The sequence below is a fragment of the Marinobacter sp. ATCH36 genome (assembly GCF_023555055.1).
Lineage (GTDB): Bacteria > Pseudomonadota > Gammaproteobacteria > Pseudomonadales > Oleiphilaceae > Marinobacter.
Genome location: NZ_JAMJPL010000011.1, coordinates 33,759 through 40,829 on the forward strand (window position 1 = coordinate 33,759; position 7,071 = coordinate 40,829).

11 protein-coding genes and 1 pseudogene are annotated in these 7,071 nt (G+C 49.7%); 9 read left to right on the forward strand and 3 right to left on the reverse strand.

Annotated features, from left to right (window positions below):
• The first annotated feature begins 568 nt into the window (after positions 1–568).
• The 5 genes from M8010_RS19635 (at position 569) to M8010_RS19655 (ending at position 3,378) form a co-directional block, all read left to right on the forward strand.
• A complete protein-coding gene (locus M8010_RS19635; RefSeq protein WP_250094398.1) occupies positions 569–1,387 on the forward strand; it encodes a RepB family plasmid replication initiator protein in 819 nt (272 codons plus the stop codon).
• A 206-nt stretch (positions 1,388–1,593) separates the two neighbouring features.
• Positions 1,594–2,226 carry a ParA family partition ATPase gene (gene parA / locus M8010_RS19640; protein WP_250094399.1) on the forward strand — a complete coding sequence of 211 codons (633 nt, stop codon included), beginning with the start codon at positions 1,594–1,596 and terminating at the stop codon, positions 2,224–2,226.
• On the forward strand, positions 2,219–2,425 hold the full coding sequence (locus M8010_RS19645; protein WP_250094400.1) for a hypothetical protein: 207 nt from the start codon (positions 2,219–2,221) through the stop codon (positions 2,423–2,425). Before parA ends, M8010_RS19645 begins: the two co-directional genes overlap by 8 nt.
• A 385-nt stretch (positions 2,426–2,810) precedes the next feature.
• Positions 2,811–3,101, forward strand: coding sequence for a type II toxin-antitoxin system RelB family antitoxin (relB, locus tag M8010_RS19650; protein WP_250094401.1), 291 nt, complete (start codon positions 2,811–2,813; stop codon positions 3,099–3,101).
• Positions 3,094–3,378 (forward strand): type II toxin-antitoxin system RelE/ParE family toxin, encoded by a 285-nt coding sequence (locus M8010_RS19655; protein ID WP_250094402.1) that lies wholly within the window; start codon positions 3,094–3,096, stop codon positions 3,376–3,378. The genes relB and M8010_RS19655 overlap by 8 nt, the downstream gene beginning before the upstream one ends.
• 463 nt (positions 3,379–3,841) lie before the next feature.
• Here the strand turns inward: M8010_RS19655 and M8010_RS19660 are convergent, their stop codons facing one another.
• A complete protein-coding gene (locus M8010_RS19660) occupies positions 3,842–4,099 on the reverse strand; it encodes a hypothetical protein (protein WP_250094403.1) in 258 nt (85 codons plus the stop codon).
• Positions 4,100–4,503: 404 nt separating this feature from the next.
• On the opposite strand from M8010_RS19660, the gene M8010_RS19665 reads away from it, so the two are divergent.
• On the forward strand, positions 4,504–4,995 hold the full coding sequence (locus M8010_RS19665; RefSeq protein ID WP_250094404.1) for a DUF2780 domain-containing protein: 492 nt from the start codon (positions 4,504–4,506) through the stop codon (positions 4,993–4,995).
• Positions 4,996–5,151: 156 nt separating this feature from the next.
• Here the strand turns inward: M8010_RS19665 and M8010_RS19670 are convergent, their stop codons facing one another.
• The gene (locus M8010_RS19670; RefSeq protein WP_250094405.1) at positions 5,152–5,442 is read right to left on the reverse strand and encodes a DUF1499 domain-containing protein; all 291 of its coding nucleotides are present in this window, start codon (positions 5,440–5,442) and stop codon (positions 5,152–5,154) included.
• A pseudogene (locus tag M8010_RS19675) lies at positions 5,433–5,942 on the reverse strand (Tn3 family transposase); the annotation flags it as partial. The gene M8010_RS19670 and the pseudogene M8010_RS19675, both read right to left, overlap by 10 nt.
• Before the next feature lie 52 nt (positions 5,943–5,994).
• Between M8010_RS19675 and M8010_RS19680 the strand changes: the two are divergent.
• The 3 genes from M8010_RS19680 to M8010_RS19690 form a co-directional block, all read left to right on the forward strand.
• Positions 5,995–6,285, forward strand: a complete 291-nt coding sequence (locus tag M8010_RS19680; protein ID WP_250094406.1) for a type II toxin-antitoxin system RelB/DinJ family antitoxin — start codon at positions 5,995–5,997, stop codon at positions 6,283–6,285.
• A complete protein-coding gene (locus M8010_RS19685; RefSeq protein WP_250094407.1) occupies positions 6,278–6,562 on the forward strand; it encodes a type II toxin-antitoxin system RelE/ParE family toxin in 285 nt (94 codons plus the stop codon). The genes M8010_RS19680 and M8010_RS19685 overlap by 8 nt, the downstream gene beginning before the upstream one ends.
• A 316-nt stretch (positions 6,563–6,878) precedes the next feature.
• A partial coding sequence (locus M8010_RS19690) for a recombinase family protein (protein ID WP_250094408.1) occupies positions 6,879–7,071 on the forward strand: 193 nt, incomplete at its 3' end.

The window sequence follows — 7,071 nt, forward strand, 5'->3', positions numbered from 1 at the left end:
TCTAAGTCATGGAGGATTAGCTTGTATATACCCCATACGGCTCGTTGTAGTACTGGGACAAATTATCAGCCCTGCCGTAAGGTCGTTAGAGCAATAAGGCTTTGAAGGCAGCCTGGATTGAAAAGATTGAGTTGGTCGGTTAACTCAGTCCTCTCTTTACTTAGAACCCACGTGAGAGATTGCCGCCTTGATAACCGCGGGTTTTGTTTTTGAGCTTACCAAGCATCTTTCCTTTTTTTTGCAGTAAAGGCGTGCTTTTCCGCTACTTTGACGTTCAAAATTATTTTCCGTTTTTTTCTGTTCGCAAGTTCTCAAAGATAGAAGAAATTATTTTCTTTTTAATCCTTTTATAACCTTTAAAGCCTTTACTACCTTTTCGTCTCTGTAAAAACCAATAAAAACAATATTCTACGGTTCTATATACGGACATAAACAGGGTGATATGCAGACAGAAACAGGGTGAAAAACGGACAAATTCGGGGTGGGACGCGGACATAAACAGGGTCTTTAAACGGACAGAAACAGGGTATATACTGACAAAAATATACTTGTCTGTATAAGGTTGATAATGAGCAAAGGATTGGTTGTAAAGTCTAACGCAGTTATCGAAGCAAGCTACAGGCTCTCGGTGATGGAGCAGCGCGTTATCTTGGCTGCCATTTCACAGATACGTCGAGACCAGGTTGTCAGCGACGATGTGATGTACGAGCTCAATGTAAACACGCTCCGGGAGCTCTCTGGAACTAAATCTAAAGCTATCTATACAGACCTGAAAGAAGCAGTGAATCATCTGTATGAACGCTCTATCGTCATAGAAAAGCCACCTAATGGTCGTGAAGGCTCGACTAAGAAACTGAAAACTCGATGGATCCAGTCTGCTATTTATTCAGATGATGAGGGAATCATCAAGCTCCGGTTTTCAAAGGACATCATCCCCTACCTCAACCAATTGAATTCCCATTTTACTAGCTATGCACTAGCTGAGGTCATTCAGCTCACTAGCGCCCATGCCTACCGTCTATACGAGCTCCTGATCCAGTATCGAGAGTTTGGAAAGCGCAACATAGCGATTGAGGATCTAAGGCGCTGGTTAGATTTGGGGGATAAATATGGAGCTCTTTACGATCTGAAAAAGCGTGTAATCGATCCTGCCGTACGCCAAATCAATGAGAAAACGCCCTATCAAGTCAAATACGCTCAGACAAAGTCCGGGAGGTCGATCACAAACCTGGTTTTCACGTTCCAGAAAAAAGATTCTGCTGGTGATTCAGAGGTTAAAAGAAACCGATATACTCAGGCTGACCTGAATAAGAATCCGAGTTTAGCTCGGCCCGGCGAGACGTACGAGATGGCGTTGAGCCGACTGAATCGAAGGTCGGTTGCTTAAGCTTTTTTTTCCTCGTCTGAGTAATACACGGACAAAAACAGGGTTAGGCGGCTAAAAGCCGGTTTTGTGAAAAAAATAGTGCCCGCACATCCAAGAACTCAAAAAACCGGCCAACCCTGTTTTTGTCCGTATAAGCGTTCTCCTATTTACTCAAATAATTTCTGAGTATAAGCTCAATTACTCAATTACTCATTTGAGGTTCTGAGATGCCAACTATCGCTGTATTGAACCAGAAAGGTGGCTCAGGCAAGACCACCATTGCTATTAACCTGGCGCACTCGCTCCAGCTTGAAGGCCATAAAGTTCTGCTCGTTGACTCGGATCCCCAGGGTTCTGCGAGAGATTGGAATGAGGAGAATGAGGGCGGGGTCATTCCTGTTGTAGGTCTCGACCGTGAGACACTGCCGAAAGACCTGGCTGCTATATCGTCCGGGTACGACTATGTGGTGATCGATGGCGCTCCCCAAATTGCCCGCCTAGCGGCTGCAGCTGTGAAAGCCGCTGATATGGTCATCATCCCTTGCCAACCCTCTCCTTATGATATCTGGGCTGCCGCAGATCTCGTTGATGTGATCAAGGCACGTCAGGATGTTACCGACGGCAAGCCTAAAGCAGCCTTTGTAGTCAGCCGTGCCATCAAAAATACGAAGCTTGGTAAAGAAATCCTGGATGCCCTGGATGGCTATGATCTGCCTGTATTCAAATCTTCGACGACACAGCGGGTCGCCTACCCAACGACAGCGGCTGAAGGGAAAACCGTTTTCATTGAGTCAGGAAGTGAGGCAGCTAGAGAAATTATGGCAATCCGCGATGAGATAAAGGAGTGTCTCAATGCTTAAGCCAAAAACTCGCCGGGATCGAGAGGACAGCCAAGGCAAAACAGCTGCCATTGATGATGTGCGTAAAGAGCCGGCAAAGCGCCTGAATGCTAACGTTCCCGCATCTGTTTACCACGAGCTTCAGGTGAAAGCAGCGCAAGAAGGTCGAAAAATTAACGACTTAGTGAATCAATGGGTAAATGAGTATTTGAGTAAATAGGTGAATGATTAAATTATATTGTTAGAAATTCTGTATGAATTTAGGTTTAAGCGCCTTGAAGAGAACGATCGCTAGATCTCAGTTTGAGTGGGCCAGGCTAATCAGTTTATTTCAGTCAACTCCGCTGGGACTCAGTCAGGATTGTATAAATTCAAGCAGAATCCGAAACGACCAGGCCGTTATCCGACCAAAACACTCAAAAACTCATATACTCTTTTACTCTTTTACTCATATACTCAAAAATATATTAACACTTTATGGCTAACGGTCACTTTTTAGTAACGAACATCTGACCAAACGCAGTGATCTTGCCAATGTCCATAACTTGACGGTATCTCATTTGAGATACAATATAGAGTCATACATGGCAATCGGAGAATTAATCATGGCTCATACTTCCATGTTGCACGTTCGTGTGGACGACAAGTTGAAGGCTGATGCGGCAGAAAAGCTCGCCGGCTTTGGCCTGACGGTGTCAGATGCTGTCCGCATCCTTCTAACCCGCGTAACCAAAGAGGGCGGATTACCTATTGGGTTAACTGCTGATCCGGAAGCCCATGACGCCTGGTTCCGCAACAAAGTGAAAGAGGCGTTGGCTGACACGAGACCTACGGTTCCTCATCAACAGGTAATGGATGAGGCGCAAGCGTTAATCGACAGGAAGCGTCGTGCCTGAATTAGAGTGGTTAGAACTGGCTCGTACCGATCTGTTAGGGATTGTCGATTACATCTCTGATGATAACCCTGATGCAGCACAGCGCGTAAAAGATGACATTGAGTCGAAAGCTGGAAAGTTGCCGGAGTTTCCCAAAATAGGGCGACTTGGCCGGATTGAAGGAACCCGTGAACTCGTCGCCTGGTCGAACTATATCCTCGTGTACCAGGAGGATGCCTTGACGGTACGAATATTGCGCGTGTTACATGCTGCGCAGCAGTGGCCGCCAACCGATTAGCAGAGCGTTTTGTCATTTTCAGGGGGCTTCGGGCCCCCTCTATTTCTTAGCGTGCGCTTTCGTACGATTGGGCTCCACACCCCAGCTCCCACCGTATTTGTGACGGCCTTAACGAAAAAAAACCGAACCTCGAAAGGCTCGGGTAAGCTGGAAAGTGACCCAGGAAACAAAACAACCAACCTAATGCTTGCCAGGATGGCAAGACTCTCAATGAGGATACCGGATATCAGGGGGAGTTCGAGCCTCAAAGACAAAAAGGCCGAAAAAGAAACCAGGAACTGAGAAAGCTGAAATCGCTGCTCAGTCTGCCGATTCATCAGACGCCATTACCCGAGGTGGGCAACTGGAGGGGCTACCAGGACGCGCGCACAAAGCCGGATTGATTGCCGCTGCACAGAGTGGTCGGAGACGAATTGCCGTTGTCCCATACCGGCACGCACGCAGACGTGTTCCAGGAATAGCCTCAGCTTTGATACGCGGTTACCGCTCGAAACCCCACCGCCTGGCACGCGGAAAAAGCCGCATCGAGACTGTTGAAGATCCGCACCTGATCCGAGCCCTGGCGTTTGCGGTTCAGGTCCAGGGTGACTTTGACCCCGTTTCGCCGGCGAAACTGGCAGCACCAGCGCGGGGAAGGCCCCGGCTCCAGGGGCGCGGTGACGATCTCGGCGCGGGTCAGATCCCCGGCCTCAAACAGCAGGCGTAGCTGATCCAGTCTCATTGTGGGGTTTTGTCCCTGCAAATAGGCGATTTGAGCGGGCAAGGGTAGCGCAAAGGGCGGGTTTTGTCGGGCTGGTTTTCCCAGGTGCGGACCCTGGTTTTACATAACACCTGTTATTCGCAAGTATATAAAAGTCCGCTCGAAATCAATCAACCACTACATTCCATTGTTCCTCCTGACGTTGAAGAATCATCCATGCATCTGGGGTGCCGTCACTGGCGCCTGACATAGACATTGGGGTCAGACCCCACCACGGAGTTCCGGATGTCTTTTTTGTCACTGTTATTGGGTCGAACGTTGACGCTAGACTGGCTCCAGCATTCACAACGTCACGGCTTTTCAGAGCATCGGACCCGGGAATCCGAATACACCGGGAACGATCATGATCCGGGGGGGAGTCTTCAATGAGCAGGTTCGTACGCCATTTCCTTATCGTGTCCAGCTTTTATCTGCTGGGCTCCGCTGCCCCTGCCCAGCAGCTGAATACCAACACCGAACGCGTCGAATCGATGCCGGAGGATGAGCTGGAAATAGCCGGCGAACCCTTCGATCTGGCCAGTGGTCTACAGCAGCAGTTGGGCGTTTCCCGTCAGGAGTCCGCCGGCGCAGTCGCCTCTTTACTCGGTTTCGGCAGAGGACAATTAAGCGCAGAAGATATGGCGTCAATTGAAAACATTTCGGACATCCGGAACCTGCTTCGAGACGGTGCAGCCGGCACTCGGGTTACCGCAATCGACTCATTGCAGGGCCTGCACCGTTCGTTTGAATCCACCGGCCTTAGCCGGTTGATCATTGAGCCGATGGCGGTAGTAATTCTCGATTTTCTCAAGGCCCAGGGCATCAACCCGGAACTCCGAAACGATCTGGCCGCCCTCTGGTTTAACCGGATGGTCTGACGTATGCACAAGTGCCGATACCAACGCTTAACAGTTCAGTCCCGGTTTCCGACATTTTTCCTCTGTACCTACCGCAACGCCACGTTCTGCGAGCCCTCGCCTCAAAGCCTCTATCCGACGGCGATTGACAAAGAAGTCAAAGAGGCCAATCTGGGATTAGGAACGAACATCCAGACTTCTTTGATCCTCGCGAACAAGAACCTCAAGGTAATCCGGAAAATGAAACACGGCACTGAAATAGGTTATATCCAGACAGCCAAATCGCGATTCGTTGAGCGAGGCACCCGGCATTTCCGCAGCCACTGACTTGATCGTCTCCCAGGAAGACTCATCCAGCGTAGTCTTCAACTGAATAGGATCTACTTTATAGAGAAAAATGCTGGAGGTACTGGATGCGCAATTAAGGGGTTTGAAGTCCAACGGAACGAAAACGTACGCTAAGGCCATTCGTCCAACTCCGATGGCTGCTTCAACGGTCTTAGCTGGCCATTCAGCACCTGCTCTGCCAGGGTAAACGAGTAGTGGCCCAGCATGTTCACATGTTTATGGCTGAGTGGCGACAATCTGGCTTCGTCTTCTTCTTTCGCGTCCTCGCCCTGTTGTCTCAGGTGATCCAGGGCGGCCTGCATGTAGATTGTGTTCCACAGCACCAGGGCGCTGGTCACCAAACCCAGCGCGCCAGGTTGATCTTTCTGGCCCTCCCGGTACCGTTTCCGAATTTCGCCACGTTGGCCCCGTGCGACCGCGTGACGGCTTTCCCTGCGATTCAACTGGGTCAGAATCCGGCGGCGGTAGTCTTCATCATCCACGTAGTTCAACAGGTACAGGGTTTTGTTAATCCGGCCCGCTTCTATGATAGCGTGTGCCAAGCTGGAAGGGCTGTCACTTTTCAGTAACGAGCATCTGACCAAACGCAGTGATTTTGCCAATGTCCACAGCTTGACTGTATCTCATTTGAGATACATAATAGAGTCATACATGACAATCGGAGAATTAATCATGGCTCATACTTCAATGCTGCACGTTCGTGTGGACGACGAGCTGAAGGCTGATGCAGCAGAAAAGCTCGCCAGCTTCGGCCTGACGGTATCAGATGCCGTCCGCATCCTTCTAACCCGCGTAACCAAAGAGGGCGGATTGCCCGTTGGGTTAACGGCTGATCCGGAAGTCCATGACGCCTGGTTCCGCGACAAAGTGAAAGAGGCCCTGGCTGACACGCGACCTACCGTTCCTCATCAACAGGTAATGGATGAGGCACAAGCGTTAATCGACAGGAAGCGTCGTGCCTGAACTGGAATGGCTGGAACTGGCTCGTACCGATCTGTTAGGGATTGTCGATTACATCTCTGATGACAACCCTGATGCAGCACAGCGCGTAAAAGATGACATTGAGATGAAAGCTGAAAAGCTGCCGGAGTTCCCCAAAATAGGCCGACATGGTCGGGTTGAAGGGACCCGGGAACTCGTCGCCTGGTCGAACTATATCCTCGTGTACCAAGAGGATGCCTTAACGGTACGAATACTGCGCGTGTTACATGCTGCGCAGCAGTGGCCGCCAACCGATTAACAGACCATCTTGTCATTTTGGGGAGCCTGCCTTCCCTCTATTTCTTAGCGTACGTTTTCGTACCGTTGGACTTCACACCCCTTTGATGGCACTCATAAGCTAAAGGTGTCCACTGCGCTATCTCTGACCTGTCCAAGGTTTGCCGATTTATTCATCAAAATTTAAGTCATCTACAACGGCTCTCGCCTACTTTTCATGGATGCAGAAAACGGTCGTTTGTTGGACGTCGTGGCTTTCCCCTAAAAAAACCCGATTTTGCCTTGTTTGATGATCAACAATCGCGTACAACAATCTATGACCAGAAATGGTACCTTTTATGATCATAGGTTATGCACGTGTCAGCACTCAGGATCAAAACGCAGAGCTCCAGGTGGATGCTCTAGAAAAAGCAGGGTGCGAACAGGTTTTCCAGGAAAAATTTACCGGCAAGCTACGAGAACGACCTGAGTTGTCGCAGTGCCTCCGTACGCTGCGGAAGGACGATGTTCTGGTTGTCTGGAAACTGGATC

Excerpts from the sequence above, each read along its gene's own strand:
- M8010_RS19645 (WP_250094400.1), top strand. The coding sequence starts at position 2,219 with ATGCTTAAGCCAAAAACTCGCCGGGATCGAGAGGACAGCCAAGGCAAA.
- M8010_RS19635 (WP_250094398.1), top strand. The coding sequence starts at position 569 with ATGAGCAAAGGATTGGTTGTAAAGTCTAACGCAGTTATCGAAGCAAGC.
- M8010_RS19665 (WP_250094404.1), top strand. The coding sequence starts at position 4,504 with ATGAGCAGGTTCGTACGCCATTTCCTTATCGTGTCCAGCTTTTATCTG.
- M8010_RS19670 (WP_250094405.1), bottom strand. The coding sequence starts at position 5,442 with ATGGCCTTAGCGTACGTTTTCGTTCCGTTGGACTTCAAACCCCTTAAT.
- relB (WP_250094401.1), top strand. The coding sequence starts at position 2,811 with ATGGCTCATACTTCCATGTTGCACGTTCGTGTGGACGACAAGTTGAAG.
- M8010_RS19680 (WP_250094406.1), top strand. The coding sequence starts at position 5,995 with ATGGCTCATACTTCAATGCTGCACGTTCGTGTGGACGACGAGCTGAAG.
- M8010_RS19660 (WP_250094403.1), bottom strand. The coding sequence starts at position 4,099 with ATGAGACTGGATCAGCTACGCCTGCTGTTTGAGGCCGGGGATCTGACC.
- parA (WP_250094399.1), top strand. The coding sequence starts at position 1,594 with ATGCCAACTATCGCTGTATTGAACCAGAAAGGTGGCTCAGGCAAGACC.